The organism is Actinomadura napierensis (assembly GCF_039529375.1).
Lineage (GTDB): Bacteria > Actinomycetota > Actinomycetes > Streptosporangiales > Streptosporangiaceae > Spirillospora > Spirillospora napierensis.
Map to the genome: position 1 here is coordinate 1 of NZ_BAAAMR010000172.1, position 14,063 is coordinate 14,063.

General features: G+C 73.8%; 12 protein-coding genes. 6 read left to right on the forward strand and 6 right to left on the reverse strand.

Annotated features, from left to right (window positions below):
• Positions 1-465 precede the first annotated feature (465 nt).
• Positions 466-870, forward strand: a complete 405-nt coding sequence (locus ABD296_RS46395; RefSeq protein WP_344283837.1) for a PaaI family thioesterase — start codon at positions 466-468, stop codon at positions 868-870.
• A gap of 10 nt (positions 871-880) precedes the next feature.
• On the opposite strand, the gene ABD296_RS46400 is transcribed toward ABD296_RS46395, so the two are convergent.
• Both ABD296_RS46400 and thyX read right to left on the reverse strand, forming a co-directional pair.
• A complete protein-coding gene (locus ABD296_RS46400) occupies positions 881-1,603 on the reverse strand; it encodes a dienelactone hydrolase family protein (RefSeq protein ID WP_344283840.1) in 723 nt (240 codons plus the stop codon).
• A 69-nt stretch (positions 1,604-1,672) separates the two neighbouring features.
• Entirely contained in the window at positions 1,673-2,470 is a 798-nt protein-coding gene (thyX, locus tag ABD296_RS46405; protein WP_344283843.1) for an FAD-dependent thymidylate synthase, read from the reverse strand.
• Between the two features lie 160 nt (positions 2,471-2,630).
• Between thyX and ABD296_RS46410 the strand changes: the two genes are divergently transcribed.
• Both ABD296_RS46410 and ABD296_RS46415 read left to right on the forward strand, forming a co-directional pair.
• On the forward strand, positions 2,631-4,688 hold the full coding sequence (locus tag ABD296_RS46410) for a molybdopterin-containing oxidoreductase family protein (RefSeq protein WP_344283846.1): 2,058 nt from the start codon (positions 2,631-2,633) through the stop codon (positions 4,686-4,688).
• 39 nt (positions 4,689-4,727) lie between these two features.
• Entirely contained in the window at positions 4,728-5,975 is a 1,248-nt protein-coding gene (locus ABD296_RS46415; protein WP_344283849.1) for a DUF1266 domain-containing protein, read from the forward strand.
• Here ABD296_RS46415 and add read toward each other — a convergent pair.
• Complete coding sequence (gene add / locus ABD296_RS46420) at positions 5,972-7,003, reverse strand: adenosine deaminase (protein ID WP_344283852.1); 1,032 nt, start codon at positions 7,001-7,003, stop codon at positions 5,972-5,974. The two genes, ABD296_RS46415 and add, sit on opposite strands and share 4 nt — an antisense overlap.
• Positions 7,004-7,113: 110 nt before the next feature.
• Here add and ABD296_RS46425 point away from each other — a divergent pair, with 110 nt between their 5' ends.
• The 3 genes from ABD296_RS46425 (at position 7,114) to ABD296_RS46435 (ending at position 10,173) form a co-directional block, all read left to right on the forward strand.
• Positions 7,114-8,079 (forward strand): helix-turn-helix transcriptional regulator, encoded by a 966-nt coding sequence (locus ABD296_RS46425; protein WP_344283855.1) that lies wholly within the window; start codon positions 7,114-7,116, stop codon positions 8,077-8,079.
• A 149-nt stretch (positions 8,080-8,228) separates the two neighbouring features.
• Positions 8,229-9,683: an MFS transporter gene (locus tag ABD296_RS46430; RefSeq protein ID WP_344283857.1), complete on the forward strand. Its 1,455-nt coding sequence runs from the start codon at positions 8,229-8,231 to the stop codon at positions 9,681-9,683.
• Between the two features lie 10 nt (positions 9,684-9,693).
• Positions 9,694-10,173: a MarR family winged helix-turn-helix transcriptional regulator gene (locus tag ABD296_RS46435; protein WP_344283858.1), complete on the forward strand. Its 480-nt coding sequence runs from the start codon at positions 9,694-9,696 to the stop codon at positions 10,171-10,173.
• Between the two features lie 9 nt (positions 10,174-10,182).
• On the opposite strand, the gene ABD296_RS46440 is transcribed toward ABD296_RS46435, so the two are convergent.
• The 3 genes from ABD296_RS46440 to ABD296_RS46450 all read right to left on the reverse strand — a co-directional run bounded on the left by ABD296_RS46440 (position 10,183) and on the right by ABD296_RS46450 (position 13,823).
• Positions 10,183-11,088, reverse strand: a complete 906-nt coding sequence (locus ABD296_RS46440; RefSeq protein ID WP_344283860.1) for an SDR family oxidoreductase — start codon at positions 11,086-11,088, stop codon at positions 10,183-10,185.
• Between the two features lie 73 nt (positions 11,089-11,161).
• On the reverse strand, positions 11,162-11,308 hold the full coding sequence (locus ABD296_RS46445; protein WP_285913828.1) for a GPGG-motif small membrane protein: 147 nt from the start codon (positions 11,306-11,308) through the stop codon (positions 11,162-11,164).
• Positions 11,309-11,642: 334 nt separating this feature from the next.
• Positions 11,643-13,823, reverse strand: coding sequence for an anthranilate synthase component I (locus tag ABD296_RS46450; RefSeq protein WP_344283865.1), 2,181 nt, complete (start codon positions 13,821-13,823; stop codon positions 11,643-11,645).
• Between the last annotated feature and the right edge of the window lie 240 nt (positions 13,824-14,063).

Genomic DNA, 14,063 nt, shown 5'->3' on the forward strand with positions numbered 1-14,063 from the left:
GCCCACCAGCAAAGACAGCCCAAAACACCCGCCACACGCGGCCTCAGGGCCAGTCCGCGGGCGCCAAAAAAAGTTCGGATGATCTCGGGCCGGCGGGGATGCGGGGCCCTCGGCGGGTCAGCCCAGGGGGCCGTAACGCCCGGTACGCCGGTCGTCGTGGTGGTAGGTGGGCCACTCGGGGTCCGCGGCTTTGCCTTGGGTCGCCCAGGCAAACAGGTAACCCTCGCGAGTGGTGGTGACGACCTTTGGGCGGGTGCACTGCCGATCGGACGCGGCGTTCCTTCATGCCGTCGCGTCGGCCCGCTCCCCTACCCCCGGCGGCCCTGGCCCGCAGCATCACTGCAGGTGGGAGGCTCCCCGGTCGGCTCCCTCCTACGCGGTCGGACGCCTCAGCTTTACCCGGGAGGTAATGGACGTGGTGACCGGGTGATCGAGAGGGTGGGTTGGACTTTCCGAGGAGGATCGATGACGACGGAACTCACGCCCGACCAGATCACCGATGCCATGCCGTTCGCCCGTGCGCTCGGGGTGGAGATCGACGAGGCCGCGCCCGAGGAGGTCGCCGGTCACCTCGACTGGGCGGCGGACCGCTGCACGGCCGGCGGGCTGATGCACGGCGGCGCCCTCATGGCGCTCGCCGACACCCTTGGCGCGGCCTGCGCCTTCCTCAACCTGCCGCCCGGTGCGTCCACGACGACGCTGGAGTCCAAGACCAACTTCTTCCGGGGCGTGAAGGAGGGACGCGTGCGCGGCGTGTCGCATCCGCTGCACACGGGCCGGACCTCGATCGTCGTCCAGACCGATCTGTATGACGGCACTGGCCGCCGTGTCGCCCAGGTGACTCAGACGCAGGCGGTGCTGCGTCTGTGAGCCGACGCCTTTACGTTGTAGATTTTTTGGCGACGTGCTCGTCGAAGAAGGCGAAGATGCGCTCCCAGGCGTCCGGGCCGTTCTCGCGGCCCTTGCCCAGCCCGAAGGCGATCTTCGTGACGGGGCCGAGCAGGCCCGGCATCTCGGTCTTGGTGAGGAAGCTGTGCCCGCTGCCCGGGTACTCCTTGACGTCGTGCGGGACGTCCGCCGTGGTCAGGACCCGATCCAGCTTCGCGGCGGCGCCGCGCAGCGTCCGGTCCTCGCCGCCGTAGCTGGCGACGATCGGGCACGTCCCGCGCAGCGCCTCCTCCGGCCTTCTCGGCAGGATGCCGTAGTTGACCGCAGCCGCCGCGAAGTCGTACTTCGCCGCGGCGACCAGCGCGAACCCGCCGCCCATGCAGAAGCCGCACACGCCCACGTCGCCGGTGCAGTCGTCGCGGGCCGCCAGCCACGCCCGCGCCGCCTCCACCGCGTCGTAGGCCGGACCGCGTCCGGCGCGCATCTGCAGCATCGCCTTGCGGACGCACCGCAGCCACGGCGCCCCGTCGTACAGGTCCGGGAGCACCGCCAGATAGCCGCGGGAGGCGAACCGGTCGGCCTGCGCGCGCATGTCCTCGGTGGCGCCGAGCGCCTCGAACACGATGACCACGGCGGGCCACGGCCCCTCCCCCTCGGGGACGGCGAGGTACGCGGGCAGTTCCCGCGCGCCGGCGGGAATCATGATGTCGGCCATGCCCCCGCATCCTGCCGCAGCCGTACGCCGTACGTACAGACCCCGGCCGCAGCCGGTCTCCGCGGGCCGTCAGACCTTGCGCCACCGGGGCACCCAGGCCCCGTCCTCGATCTCGTAGTCGCCGAACAGGTCGGGCGCCTCCGTGCGCATCAGCTCGCCGATCCTGCCGAAGAGCAGGCGGATCTCCTCCTCGGCCCCGGGCGCGGTGCGGTTCTCCAGGGTGTGCCGCAGGCTGCGGACGTTGGCCGTCCAGACCAGGCCCGTCCCGACGCCCTCGGGGGCGAAGCGGCGCATGAAGGAGGTCTTGTGCTTCTTCTCCTTGAAGGGGGTGCCCTCCTCGTCGAGCCCGAAGTGCTCGGCCATCCACCCCTGGAACTCCTCCATCTGCTCCAGCATGGCGGTGGCGCGCTTCATCAGCTCGGCGTCCTCGCGGGCCCACTCGGGGAACCAGAAGGGGATGTCCTGGAGCCGGACGTACCGCAGGGACTCCTGCGAGATGGCGACGCCCGGGCGGTGCCGGACGAGCTCGTGCGTCAGCACCCGGCTGACGTTGTGCAGGACGAAGCTGAAGCTGACGTGCTCCAGCACCGACCCGTGCAGGCTCCGGAGGATGTTCTCCAGGTAGGCGGACGAGTCGGTGCGGACCTTGGTCACGTTCGGGTTGAGGCCCGGCTCCCAGGAGCGGTAGCACAGCCGCCCGGCGAACTCCGCGAGGTTCTGGGGGTCGTTCAGCTCGCCGTCGAGGTCGCCGCGGTCGAGCCGCTCCAGCCAGCTCTCCCCGCCGACGTCCCGCAGGTACCGGGCGACCTCGCCGTAGTCCAGCTCGGGCCGCGCAACGAGGAACACCTCAGGCTCGACGCTCTTCACTCTGCTCCCCCCACGGGTCGTCTCTTCGCCTCATAGGAAACCACCCCGGCGCGGCCGCCGCGACCCGCCGCGGACGCCAGAGCAGGTGTCATGGGTGAATTGTGGTGATGGTCATGTGGTTACCTCGGAGGCCTGGCCACCGACGCGAACGGGAGGACGGATGGCGGCCGAGCTGAAGGTGCTGGGGGCGTGCCCGCTGGACTGCCCCGACGGCTGCTCGTGGGTGGTGACCGTCCGGGACGGGAAGGCCGTCGGGCTGCGCGGCAACCCGGACCATCCGTACACGCGCGGGGCGCTGTGCACGAAGGTCAACCGGTGGCTGGAGCGGGCGGAGCAGCCCGACCGGATCCTGTACCCGATGCGGCGGGTCGGCGCGAAGGGCGAGGGCCGGTTCGAGCGGATCACCTGGGACGAGGCGCTGGACGAGATCGCCAGGCGGCTGCGAGGCGTCATCGGCGAGCACGGCGGCGAGGCCGTCTGGCCCTACTGGGGCACGGGCACGCTCGGCTACCTGCAGGGCTGCGAGGGCTACGGCGGGCGGCGGTTCTTCAACGTGCTGGGGGCGTCGGCGCATGCCGTCGACATCTGCTCGGCGGCCGGCGCCGCCGGGATGAAGGCGACGATCGGCTCGGCGGGGGGCATGGACCCGCAGGACCTCGCGCACGCCCGGCTGATCCTTCTGTGGGGGACGAATCCGCTGACCAGCGGTCACCACGTGTGGAAGTTCGTCCAGGACGCGCGCAAGGCGGGGGCGCACCTGGTGGCGATCGACCCGGTGCGGACGCGGACGGCGCAGCAGGCCGACGAGCACCTGGCCCCGCTGCCCGGCACCGACGCGGCGCTCGCGCTGGGGGTGCTGAACGTGATCGTGGGGCTCGGCGCACAGGACGAGGAGTTCCTCCGCGACCACACGCTGGGGTGGGAGGAGTTCCGGGAGCGGATCGCGGAGTTCCCGCCGGAGCGTGCCGCGGAGATCACCGGCGTTCCGGCCGCGGACATCGTCGCGCTGGGCGAGCGGATCGCACGCACCCGTCCCACCGCCATCCGGGCGACACAGGGCATCCAGCGGCACTCCGGCGGCGGCGCGACGCTCCGCGTGCTGGCGGGCATCCCGGCGGTCACCGGGGACTGGCGGCGGCACGGCGGCGGCCTCGCGTTCTCGACGTCGGGCCACATCAAGCTCAACAAGGCAGCCCTGTACCGGGACGATCTGCGCCCGGGACCGGTGCGGACGCTGTCGATGAGCCGGCTGGGCGAGGGGCTGCTGGACGTCCAGGACCCGCCGGTCAAGGCGCTGTTCGTCATCGCGGCGAACCCGGCGGGCAGTACGCCGCACCAGAACAAGGTGCGGCGAGGCCTGGCGCGCGAGGACCTGTTCACCGTGGTGCTGGAGCAGTTCCCGACCGACACAGTGGACTACGCCGACATCGTGCTGCCCGCGACGGCGCAGCACGAGCACGCCGACCTGCACGAGGGGTACGGGCATCTGCACCTGACCTGGAACGAGCCGGCCGTGGCGCCGCCGGGCGAGTGCCTGCCGACGTCCGAGACGTTCCGGCGGCTCGCGCGCCGGATGGGCATCGATGAGCCCGCCGTCTACGACTCCGACGAGCGGCTGGCCGAGCAACTGCTGGCCTCCGACCATCCGTGGATGGCGGGGATCACGCTGGACCGGCTCCGCAAGGAGGGGTTCGCTCGGCTGGCGGTGCCGGATCCGTTCGTCCCGTACGCGGACGGGTTCCCGACGCCGTCGGGGCGGCTGGAGTTCCGGTCGGCGCGAGCGGCGGGCGCCGGGGCGGACCCGCTGGCCGGCTACGTCCCGCCGGCCGAGGTCGCCGACGCCGAGCGGGCCGGGCGCTACCCGCTGGCACTGATCTCGGCGGCATCGCACGAGTTCCTCAACACCCAGTTCGGCAACAACCCGGAGTTGCGGCGCCGCGCCGGCGAGCCGACCGTGCGGGTGCATCCGGACGACGCGTCGGCGCGCGGCCTGGCGGACGGGCAGCGGGTGCGGGTCGGCAACGACCGCGGCTCCTTCGAGGCCATCCTGCGGGTGACCGACCAGGTCAGGCCCGGTGTCGCGGCGACCGCCAAGGGCCACTGGCCGAAGTTCGCCGGCGGGTCTAACGCCAACGCGGTGGTCGACGAGCGCGCCACCGACCTCGGCGGCGGCCCGGTGTTCCACGACACCCGGGTGGAGATCACCGCGGCCGGCTGACCGGCGTCCCGATACGGTATGCGCCGTACGGAGGGATCGATGACGTTTCAGGCCATGCTGGACCGGGCGCGCAGGTACGAGCGGCAGGGCCGTTCGGAGGAGGCCGCGGAGGCGTACGCGTCCGCGGCGCAGGACGCCGAGGCGCGCGGGGACCGGGCGTCGGCCGCCGCCGTGCGGGCCCGGCAGGCCCGTGCGCTGGCCGCTGCGGGCCGGGTGGACGAGGCGCTCCGCGTGCTGGACGGTGCCGAACGGGCGGCGGCCGCGCTGCCCGGCGGACCGGAGGTCCGCGCGACGCTGGACGGGCAGGCGGCGCACGTGCTGGCCGCCGCCGGCAGAACGGGCGACGCGGCGCGCCGGGCGTGGGGCGCGATGGCGGGCTTCCGTTCGGTGCAGGACCACAAGCGCGCCGACGTCGCGGGCGTCCACGCCGCGCGGCTGATCGTCAAGGACGCGGGGCCGCGCGGGGCGCTCGGCCCGCTGCGGGACCTGCTGGCGAAGATGCCGCCCGGCGGCGACGGGCACCGGCAGGTGGCCGCGCTGCTCGCCGACGCCGAGCGGCGCCCCGACCGCGACCACGACGTCCTGATCACCGATCCCGACAGCGCCGCGTGGGGACGGCTCGCCGCGGCGCTCGGGGTGGGCGCGCACCTGGCGGTCGGGAACGGCGTCCCGTGGAACACGCTCGCCACGCCGGACGGCGCCCGCGACGACCGGGTCCTGCTCGAACGCGACTGGGGCATCACCGACGCCGCGGGCTGGCGCGAGCAGGTGGACCGGTTGCTGAACGCCGAGAACAGCGATCCGGCCATCCAGATGGTGCTCGACCAGCGCGGCCGGGGCACCGACCCGCACGCCTGGCGGTCGGCGATCGTCGCCTGGTGCCGCGAGCGCGACATCTCCGACGACACCATCGGCCAGGTCGTCGCACTGGCGGAGCTGGTCCGGCGGTACGAGGCCCGGTTCCGCGCGGACGGGCTGCTGGCGCCCGACGGCCTGGTCGAGAGCGTCTACGGCTACGACTTCGGCCGCGCGGTGAACATGGCCCGCTGGGGGCTGAACGCCGGGTACTGCGACGCCGAGGAGGCCGAGAAGTGCGTCCTGCGGGCGGGCCATCACGCGAACCAGGTGTACCCGTCGTGGACGTCGTTCTCGGCGGGGTACATCCTCGGCCGCATGCTCCGGTTCGATGAGGGCGAGTTCGGTGAGTGGTACGACCGGTCCCTGACCGGCCACCGCATGCTCGCGGACGATCCGGCCAGCCCCTGGCGCCGCATGGCGTGGGGTTAGCCGGCGGCCAGCGCGTCGATCTCGGCCGTGATCTCGCGCCGTCCCGCCTCGTCGAGGGACGACGCGGTCACGGCGTTGCGGGCGAGCGCGGCGAGTTCGGCGCGGCCGAGGCCGAACACCTCGGCGGCGGCGCGGTACTCGCCGGTCAGCGTGGTGTCGAACATGGGCGGGTCGTCGCTGTTCAGCGTGACGAACAGGCCCTCCTCCAGCATGCGCGGCAGGGGATGCTCGGCCAGCGACGCGACCTGCCCGGTCCGCAGGTTGGACGTGGGGCACACCTCCAGCGGGATCTGGGTCTCGCGCAGGCGGGCGGTGAGGCGCGGGTCGTCCAGGCAGCTGGTGCCGTGGCCGATCCGCTCGGCGCCGAGGCCGTCGATGGCCTCCCAGATCGTCTCGGGGCCGGTCATCTCGCCGGCGTGCGGAAGGCTGCGCAGCCCGGCGGCGCGGGCGGCGCGGAAGGCGTCGCGGAACGCGTCCCGGTGCGGCGGGCGGCACTGCTCGATGCCGCCGAGGCCGAATCCGACGAGCGCCTCGGGCGGGTGGGCGAGGGCGTGGTCGAGGGTGCCGCGGGCGGCCTCGGCACCGAACTCGCCGGGGATGTCGAAGATGTAGGCCACGCGGATCCCGTGCCGGTCGCGGGCCTCGCGGACGGCGTGGTCGAGGGCCTCGGTGATCGCGGGCATCGGCATGCCGGCGCGCTGGTGGGTGTACGGGGTGACGGTCAGCTCGACGTACCGGGCGTTCTGCGCGGCGAGGTCGCGGGCGGTGCCGAGGACGAGGGTCCCGACGTCCTCGGGGGTCCGCACCAGGCTCGACACCGCCTCGTACACCTCGGCGAAGTGCGGGAAGTCGCGGAACTCGTAGAAGGCGCGCAGTTCGCGCTCGTCCGCCGGGACGGGGCCGCCGGGGTGCCGGCGGGCCAGTTCCAGGACGGTGGGGACGGAGGCGGAGCCCACGAGGTGGACGTGCAGCTCGACCTTCGGAAGGGCGTCGATGAACGCCCCGAGGGAGGATGTTTCGGTCAGCACGCCGCGAAGCTAACAGCCGTCCACCCGGCCGGAACAGCGAAATCCGGCGAACCTGCCACAAGATTGTCAGGAATGTCCGGCGGGGCTCCCGGCCCGGCGAGAATGGGGGCATGCGCGCCGCCCGGTTGATCTCACTGGTCCTGCTCCTGCAGTCGCGGGGGACGATGACGGCGGGCGAGCTGGCCCGAGAGCTGGAGGTCTCGGAGCGGACCGTCTACCGGGACGTGGAGGCGCTGTCGGCGGCCGGGGTCCCCGTCTACGCCGACCAGGGCCGCCACGGCGGGTACCGCCTCGTCGGCGGGTACCGGACGCGGCTCACCGGGCTCAGCCGGGAGGAGGCGGAGGCGCTGTTCCTGTCCGGGCTGCCCGGCCCGGCCGGGGAGATGGGACTCGCCGACGCCGTCGCGGCGGCGGAGCTGAAGGTGCTCGCGGCGCTGCCGGCGACGCTGCGGGACGCGCCGGTGCGGGCCGGGCAGCGCTTCCACCTGGACGCTCCGGGCTGGTTCGGCGATGCCGAGACCCCGCCGCTGCTGCGCGACCTCGCGCGCGCGGTCTGGCGGGACGAGACCGTCGTACTGCGGTACCGCAAGGACCGGGAGGTCACCCGGACCGTCGACCCGTACGGGCTCGTGCTGAAGAACGGCACCTGGTACCTCGTGGGGCGGGTCGGCGGGCAGCCCCGCACGTACCGGGTCGACCGCGTCGCGGCGGTGGAGCCTGCGGGCGCGGTGTTCGAGCGGGACGAGGCGTTCGACCTCGCGCGGCACTGGGACGAGCAGGCGGCGGCGTTCGTCCGGTCGATGCTGCGCGAGGAGATCACCGTACGGCTCAGCCCGGACGGCATGCGGCTGCTGCGCCTCGCGGTCGAGCCGGTCGCGGCCGAGCAGGCCGCCGAGACCGCCGGGGAGCCCGACGAGCGGGGCCGCCGGGTCGCCACGCTGCGGGTCGAGTCGCTGGAGGTCGCGGCGTCCCAGCTGATGCGGCTCGGAGCGGAGGTCGAGGTGCTCGGCCCGCCGCCGCTGCGGGCACGGATGGCGGACGGCGCCGCACGGCTCGCCGCGCTCTACGCCGACTGAGCCTCGGCTTCGATCACCGGGACGCGGGGCCGCTGTGACCATGCACACATAGGACGGTAACCGAATATTTCGGTCACCGATGTAAATTGTGCAGCGGACGACGGTGCGATGCGCCGCGCCGCCGAGGGGCGGCCGCGGCCGGAGGTGACGTGAGCGATCAACTGGCGGAACGACCCCTGCTCCGGCGGCTGCCCGCCGTGCTGGTCCGGGAGCGGCCGCGGCCGCACCGGGTGCGCGAGCATCCCCGCGCCTGGTGGCTCGCGGTCGCGACCGTCTGCTTCGGCGCGTTCATGGGCCAGCTCGACGCCAGCGTCGTCACCCTCACCTACGGCAGCCTGCGCGGGGAGTTCGGGGCGTCCCTCGCCGCCGTGGAATGGGTGTCCCTGGGCTACCTGCTGACGCTGGTGGCGCTGCTGATCCCGGTCGGCCGGCTCTCCGACGCACGCGGCCGCAAGCTGCTCTACCTGCACGGATTCGGCGTGTTCGCGGTCGCGTCGGCGGCGTGCGGGCTGGCGCCGTCACTGCCGGCGCTGATCGCCTTCCGGGTCGTGCAGGCCGCCGGGGCGGCGATGATGCAGGCCAACAGCGTGGCGCTGGTGGTGACCAGCGCGCCGTCCGGCCGGACGCGCGGCGCGCTGGGAGTGCAGGCCGCCGCGCAGGCGCTCGGGCTGGCGCTCGGGCCGACGGTGGGCGGCGCGCTGGTGTCCACGCTGGGCTGGCGCTGGGTGTTCGGCGTCAACGTGCCGATCGGGATCGTCGCGCTGGTCGCGGGCCACTACCTGCTGCCGCGGACGCGCGAGCGCAGCGAGTCCCGCGAGCTCGACCGCGCCGGCGCGGTGCTGCTGACGGTCGCGACGACCGCGGGCCTGCTCGGCGTCTCGGCGGCGTCCGGGCTGCCGGTGCCGGCGTGGGGCGTCGTGGCGCTGTTCGCCGTGGCGGTCGCGGGAGGCTGGGCGTTCGCGGCCCGGCAGCGGAGGGCGCCCTCTCCCCTGCTGGACCTCGGCCTGCTGCGGGTGCGCGCGGTGTCGGCCGGGCTCGCCGGGGCGCTCGGCGCGTACCTGGTGCTGTTCGGCCCGCTGGTGCTGGTGCCGATCGTGCTGACCGGCCGCGGCTCGTCGGAGCTGCTGGCGGGGCTGGTGCTGACCGCGCTGCCCGCCGGGTTCGGGCTCGGCGCGGTCGGCGCCGACCCGCTGCTGCGCGGCATGGGCGACCGGGCCCGCGGCGTGCTCGGCGCCGGCATCGCGGCGGCGTCCCTCGCGGCGCTGCTCTTCCTTCCCCTGTCCCCCGGCTGGCTGGCCGCGCAGTCCGCCGTCCTCGGGCTCGGGCTGGGCGTGTTCACCCCCGCCAACAACGCGCTGATCATGAAGGCCGTGCCGGCGCGGTGGTCGGGCACCGGCGGCGGCCTGGTCAACATGGCGCGCAGCCTCGGGACCGCGCTCGGGGTCGCGTTCGTCACGCTGGCCCTGCACCTCGGGCCGGACGGCGGGCGTCTCGACGGGACGCACTGGGCGATCGCCGTGCTCCTCGCGGCGGCGCTGGTCACCGTGGCGGCGGCGTGGGCGGCGACGGGCGGGCGGAACGGCGTGCGAGGGGAGCCCGGCTAGAGTTGCGCGCATGTCCGAGCCGCCGCCCCCCGAACCCGGCACGCCCACGCGCGCGACGGACGCGCGCCTGCTCACCGAGGCCGTGACCCGGCTGCGGCGGGCGCTGCGCGCCTCGATCCGCACCGAGTACCCGTGGGAGACGCTGCCGATGGCGCAGGTCGAGCTGCTGCAGGTCCTCGCCGAGCGCTCCCCCGTCCGGATCGGCGACCTCGCCGCGCGGCAGCGCCTCGCCACCAGCACGGTCAGCGGGCTGGTCGGCCAGATGATCACCGCGGGGCTGGTGGCGCGGGCCGTCGACCCCGCCGACCGGCGGGCGTCCGCGGTCACCCTCACCGACGCCGGCCGCGACCAGCTCGCCGCGTGGGCCCGGGCGCACGAGCGGCGGCTGAACACCGCGCTGGAGGGCCTCGACGAGACCGACCGCACCGCTATCCGGGACGCGCTGCCCGCCCTCGTCCGGCTCACCGACCAGCTCGACGGCCTGCTCTGACGCACCCGGCTAGCGGTAGCCGGTGAGGTCGGCGGGACGGCCGTCGGCGATGTGGCGCCAGCAGTCGGGGCGGCTGCCGTCGGAGTCGGTGAATCTGTAGACCTGGGCGAGTCCGCCGCTGGACAGGGACGCGCCGTTCCAGCGCGCCCGGTCGGGGTCGGCGGCGAGCGCGGCGACGGCCCGTCCGACGAAGGCGGGCGACTCGGAGATGCCGAAGTGCGGGTCCTTGGCGGTTCCGTCCCGCCAGTTCTCCTCGGTGACGCCGAAGTGCTCCAGCATCGCCTCCGACCGCAGCCAGCCGGGCGTGAGCGCGACGGCGGTGGCGCCGTGCGGTGCGATCTCCGCGGACTGGGCCAGCGCCATCCGGATGACGGCGCTCTTGGCGAGGTCGTAGAAGAACCCGACGTCCTCGCGGTAGCGGGCGTTGTACTCGGCGGTCCCGTCGGTCATCTCCACGACGAGGCCGCCCGGTTGGCGGATCAGCAGCGGCAGCGCGCAGTGGCTGGTGATGGCATGGGTGTCGATGGCCAGCCGCAGCATCCGCAGGCCGTCCTCCAGCGACTGCTCCCACAGCGGCCTGCCGAACTGGAACAGGTGGTCGGCGCCCCAGACGTCGTTGACCAGGACGTCCAACCGCCCGTGCTCCTCGTCGATCCGCCGGACGAGCCCGGTGACCTGCCCGGGGTCGAGATGGTCGACCCGGACGGCGATGCCCTCGCCGCCCGCGGCGGTCACGAGCTCGGCGGTCTCCTCGATGGTCTCGGGGCGCCCCATCTCCGACCGGTGCGCCCGGGTGGTGCGGCCCGTCACGTACACGGTGGCGCCCGCGGCGCCCAGCTCGGCGGCGATGCCGCGGCCGGCGCCGCGGGTGCCGCCCGCGACGAGTGCGATCGTGCCTTTCAGTTCACGGCTCATGGGGACGATGCTGGCGCGAAAACCTGACAGCCCTCGTCACCTTTTCGTCCCCGGGGGCGCCGGTCCGACGGGGTCAGGTGAAGATGCTGACTCCGCCGGGGCCGACGAGGAGGCCGACGACGATGAGGACGATGCCCCAGATCAGCTCACGCCGGGCGAGGATCACATAGATGCCGGCGATCACGAGGATCGCCGCGATGATGGACAGAAGTGCAATCATGGCGACGGGGATCCCCGGAAAGAACCCGGCAAAACCACTCTCTTGATTCGGTCAACCCTGAACCGGCGTTTCGGTGCGGGTGGATTCGGCCGGAAAGGCCCGCGCGCAGGGGGTTTCCGTGCGGAGGGGGGACGCGTCCCCCCTCCGCCGGGATAACGGCGATCACGCGCGCCGGGCGGCGCGGTGGCCGGTCACCGAGTCTTCCGCGTTCGCCGGGACCGGTCCATGAACCACGGGACCATTTCCGGGCGCCCGCGATGATGCTTCAGGACGAGACCCGGCTCCTGCGTGCGGCGGGTTGACATTTGGCCCCGAACGAGTACGGCCGCGCCCCTCACCGCTCCCGGCAGAGCCGCAGCACGTTCGCCACGATCCGGTGCCCCGCGCCGCCCGCCGCGGTCAGGATCGACTCCGGATGGAACTGCACCGCCCACCGCCGCCGCTCGCGGTCCTCTACCGCCATGACGACGTCCCCGGTCAGCGCCGTCACCTCGAAGCCCTTCACCCGCTCCGGGGTGGCGTGCAGCGAGTGGTACCGGGCCGCGGTGAACTCGCCGGCGAGCCCCTCGAACAGCGCTCCCCCGGTCACCCGCACCCGGCCGGGCTTGCCGTGCGACGGCTCCGGCAGCAGCGTCAGCTCGCCGCCCGCGTGCTCGACCATCGCCTGCAGCCCCAGGCACACCCCGAACACCGGCAGGTCCCGCTCGCCGAGGTCGTCCAGCAGCCGCCGGGTCGCGAAGTCGTCCGGACGGCCCGGGCCGGGCGACAGCACCACCAGGTCCGGCGCCTGCTCGTCCAGCATCCGCGCCGGGAACCCGTGCCGCAGCGTGACCACCTCGGCGCCCTGCTGCCGGAAGTAGTCGGCGAGGGTGTTGACGAACGAGTCCTCGTGGTCGACGAGCAGCACCTTCAGCCCCTCGCCCGGCGTCTCCGGCGCCGCCTCCGGCTCCTCGGCCGCCGCCCCGGCGGCCTGCCGCTGCGCGGCCTCCAGCGCCCCCAGCAGCGCGCTGGCCTTCAGGTGCGTCTCGCGCTCCTCCTCCTCGGGATCGGAGTCGTACAGCAGCGTCGCGCCGGCCCGCACCGTCGCGATCCCGTCACGGATCTGCGCGGTGCGCAGCGTCAGCCCGGTGTTCATCGACCCGTCGAAGCCGACGCAGCCGACGGCGCCGCCATACCAGCGGCGCGGCGAGTCCTCGTGGTCCTCGATGAACTGCATCGCCCACGCCTTGGGCGCGCCCGTGACCGTGACCGCCCACATGTGGGTCAGGAACGCGTCCAGCGCGTCGAACCCCGGACGCAGCCGGCCCTCGATGTGGTCGACGGTGTGGATCAGCCGCGAGTACAGCTCGATCTGCCGGCGCCCGAGCACCCGCACGCTGCCCGGCACGCAGATCCGCGACTTGTCGTTGCGGTCGACGTCGGTGCACATCGTCAGCTCCGACTCGTCCTTCGCCGACGACAGGATCGCGCGGATCTGCCGGGCGTCCTCCAGCGCGTCCGCGCCGCGCTTGATCGTCCCGGCGATCGGGCAGGTCTCCACCCGGTCGCCGGCGACCCGCACGAACATCTCCGGCGACGCGCCGACCAGGTACTCGCCGTCCCCCAGGTTGAACATGAACTCGAACGGCGCGGGATTGGTCTCGCGGAGCCGCTCGAAGAACGCCGCGGGCGCGTCGCAGCGCCCGTACATGGCGTGGCCGGGCGTCACCTCGAACAGGTCGCCGCGGACGAACCGCTCCTTGGCGTCCCGCACCATCTGCGCGTACACGCCCGGCACCGGCTGCGGCGGCAGCTCCCCCCGCTCGGGGACCGGCGTCGGCTCGGTCGCGCGCGGCAGCCCCGCCGTGCTCGCCCCGCCGACCTCGAACTCGTACGACATGCGGTGCGAGGTCTCCCGCTTGCGGTCCACGACGACCATCTCGTCCGCCAGGTGCAGCACGAGGTCACGCTGGTCGGCGGGCCGCTCCAGGCGCGTCCGCAGCGGCTCGAACTGCAACGACAGGTCGTAGCCGAACGCCCCGTACAGGCCGAGGTGCGAGTCGTCGCACCGGAACAGGTCGACCAGCGCGCGCAGCGCCGTGAACACGGTCGGCTGGCGGCTGCGCTCCTCCTCGGTGAAGAACTCCTCCGTCGGCGGGACGAAGACCTCGAACACCCCCGGCTCGTCCGCGCGGACCTCGCCGACCGGACGCAGCACACCCGCCACCGCCGGCAGCACGACCCGCCCCCGCCCGTTCAGCGCCCGGACCGTCACGTCCCGCCCGCGCGCGACGATCTCCAGGCACGGATCGACATAGGCCATGTGCCAGCGGCTGTAGCGGCCCGGATACTCCATGCCCGAGCTCAGCACACCGCCGCGCCGCTCCCCCACGGCCGCGACGAGGGCGTTGAGCACCGCGGACTTGCGCTCGGAGTCGACCGGGACGGCCGTACGGGTCACCCGCACGCCCCCGGCCGTGACGAACTCGCTGGTCCCGGCCTGTGGTACGTCGGCCTGCTGTGAGACGGTCTCCACCGCGGTGGCCCCTCGTTTTCGGGCCCTGCATCCGGCGGACAACGAGAAACGACCGCCGGTGAGGGCGGTCGCCTGGTCTGGACATGCACGAACCGGCGCCGCCTCAGCGGCCCCACCACCACCGGCGGGTCACGGTTCGCATGGAGGGATGCTAGCAGTGCCATCCCAGGGGGGCGACCCCCTGGAACCCCCGTTGCGGCCGACAGGCCGTTTCCCGCTCCGCTGGCGCTCCGCGCGAAA

Bases quoted from the DNA above. Each gene is read 5' to 3' on its own strand.
- ABD296_RS46445 (WP_285913828.1), bottom strand. From the start codon at position 11,308: ATGATTGCACTTCTGTCCATCATCGCGGCGATCCTCGTGATCGCCGGC.
- ABD296_RS46400 (WP_344283840.1), bottom strand. From the start codon at position 1,603: ATGGCCGACATCATGATTCCCGCCGGCGCGCGGGAACTGCCCGCGTAC.
- ABD296_RS46395 (WP_344283837.1), top strand. From the start codon at position 466: ATGACGACGGAACTCACGCCCGACCAGATCACCGATGCCATGCCGTTC.
- ABD296_RS46440 (WP_344283860.1), bottom strand. From the start codon at position 11,088: ATGAGCCGTGAACTGAAAGGCACGATCGCACTCGTCGCGGGCGGCACC.
- ABD296_RS46410 (WP_344283846.1), top strand. From the start codon at position 2,631: ATGGCGGCCGAGCTGAAGGTGCTGGGGGCGTGCCCGCTGGACTGCCCC.
- ABD296_RS46415 (WP_344283849.1), top strand. From the start codon at position 4,728: ATGACGTTTCAGGCCATGCTGGACCGGGCGCGCAGGTACGAGCGGCAG.
- ABD296_RS46425 (WP_344283855.1), top strand. From the start codon at position 7,114: ATGCGCGCCGCCCGGTTGATCTCACTGGTCCTGCTCCTGCAGTCGCGG.
- ABD296_RS46435 (WP_344283858.1), top strand. From the start codon at position 9,694: ATGTCCGAGCCGCCGCCCCCCGAACCCGGCACGCCCACGCGCGCGACG.